Here is a 1,754-nt window from a genome sequence, read left to right as displayed (position 1 = left end):
GTCGCGAATCGCGGTGAGATTGCAGTGCGGGTGATCCGGGCCGCAGCCGATGCCGGGTACACCAGTGTCGCCGTCTACGCCGAACCCGACGCCGATGCCCCGTTCGTGCGCCTGGCCGACGAAGCCTTCGCCCTGGGCGGGCAGACCTCCGCCGAGTCCTACCTGGTGTTCGACAAAATTTTGGACGCCGCCGCCAAGTCCGGCGCCGACGCCATCCACCCCGGCTACGGATTCCTCTCCGAAAACGCCGACTTCGCCCAGGCCGTGATCGACGCCGGCCTGATCTGGATCGGCCCCTCCCCGCAATCGATCCGCGACCTCGGCGACAAGGTCACCGCCCGCCACATCGCCGAAAAAGCCAACGCCCCGATGGCCGCCGGCACCAAGGACCCCGTCAAGAACGCCGACGAGGTGATCGCCTTCGCCCAGCAATACGGTGTCCCCGTCGCCATCAAGGCCGCGTTCGGCGGCGGCGGGCGCGGCATGAAAGTCGCCCACACCATCGAGGAAATCCCCGAACTGTTCGACTCCGCCACCCGCGAGGCCGTCGCCGCGTTCGGCCGCGGCGAATGCTTCGTCGAACAGTATCTCGACAAGGCCCGCCACGTCGAAGCCCAGGTCATCGCCGACCAGCACGGCAACGTCATCGTCGCCGGCACCCGCGACTGCTCCCTGCAACGCCGCTTCCAGAAACTCGTCGAGGAGGCCCCCGCCCCGTTCCTCACCGACGACCAACGCCACCGCATCCACACCTCCGCCAAGGCCATCTGCACAGAGGCCGGCTACTACGGCGCCGGCACCGTCGAATACCTGGTGCAGGGCGACACCGTCTCCTTCCTCGAGGTCAACACCCGCCTACAGGTCGAACACCCCGTCACCGAGGAAACCGCCGGCATCGACCTCGTGCTGCAACAGTTCAAGATCGCCAATGGTGAAGTCCTCGAATTCACCGAGGACCCCACCCCCCGCGGGCACGCCTTCGAATTCCGCATCAACGGTGAGGACGCCGGCCGCGGCTTCCTGCCCGCCCCCGGCCCGGTCACCAAGTTCGTGCCGCCCACCGGTCCCGGCGTGCGGATGGACTCCGGCGTCGAAACCGGCTCCGTGATCGGCGGCCAGTTCGACTCCATGCTCGCCAAGCTCATCGTCACCGGCGCCACCCGCGACCAGGCCCTCGCCCGCGCCCGCCGCGCCCTCGCCGAGTTCCAGGTCGAAGGCCTGGCCACCGTCATCCCGTTCCACCGGGCCGTCGTCGCCGACCCCGCCTTCATCGGCGACGGCGAAAAGTTCGACGTCTACACCAAGTGGATCGAAACCGAATGGGACAACCAGATCGAACCCTTCACCGGTAGCCAACCGGTCGACGAGGACGAGAACGCACCCCGCCAGCACGTCGTCGTCGAGGTCGGCGGCCGCCGCGTCGAGGTCTCGCTGCCCGGCCAATTCAGCCTCGGCGCCACCGCAGGCGCCGGCAACGGTGCCGTCCGGAAAAAGCCCAAGGCCCGCACCCGCGGCGCCGCCGCCGGCGGCGCCGCGTCCGGTGACGCCGTCACCGCCCCCATGCAGGGCACCGTCGTCAAGGTCGCCGTCGAAGAAGGCCAGCTGGTCGCCGAAGGCGACCTCATCGCCGTCCTCGAGGCCATGAAAATGGAAAACCCCGTCAACGCCCACAAAGCCGGCACCGTCACCGGCCTGGCCGTCGAACCCGGCGCCGCCATCACCCAAGGCACCGTCCTCGCCGAACTCAAATAGCT

At 68.7% G+C, this 1,754-nt stretch carries 1 protein-coding gene; it reads left to right on the top strand.

From position 1 onward, the window contains the following. Positions 1-1,752: acetyl/propionyl/methylcrotonyl-CoA carboxylase subunit alpha (locus NOF53_RS27385; protein ID WP_255974796.1), on the top strand; the 1,752-nt coding region annotated here is incomplete at its 5' end. Between the last annotated feature and the right edge of the window lie 2 nt (positions 1,753-1,754).

It is taken from the genome of Rhodococcus tibetensis, from assembly GCF_024438035.1.
Classification (GTDB): domain Bacteria; phylum Actinomycetota; class Actinomycetes; order Mycobacteriales; family Mycobacteriaceae; genus Rhodococcus_F; species Rhodococcus_F tibetensis.
Note: the sequence above shows the minus strand (reverse complement) of the source record. Positions and strands in the feature narration are given on the sequence as shown.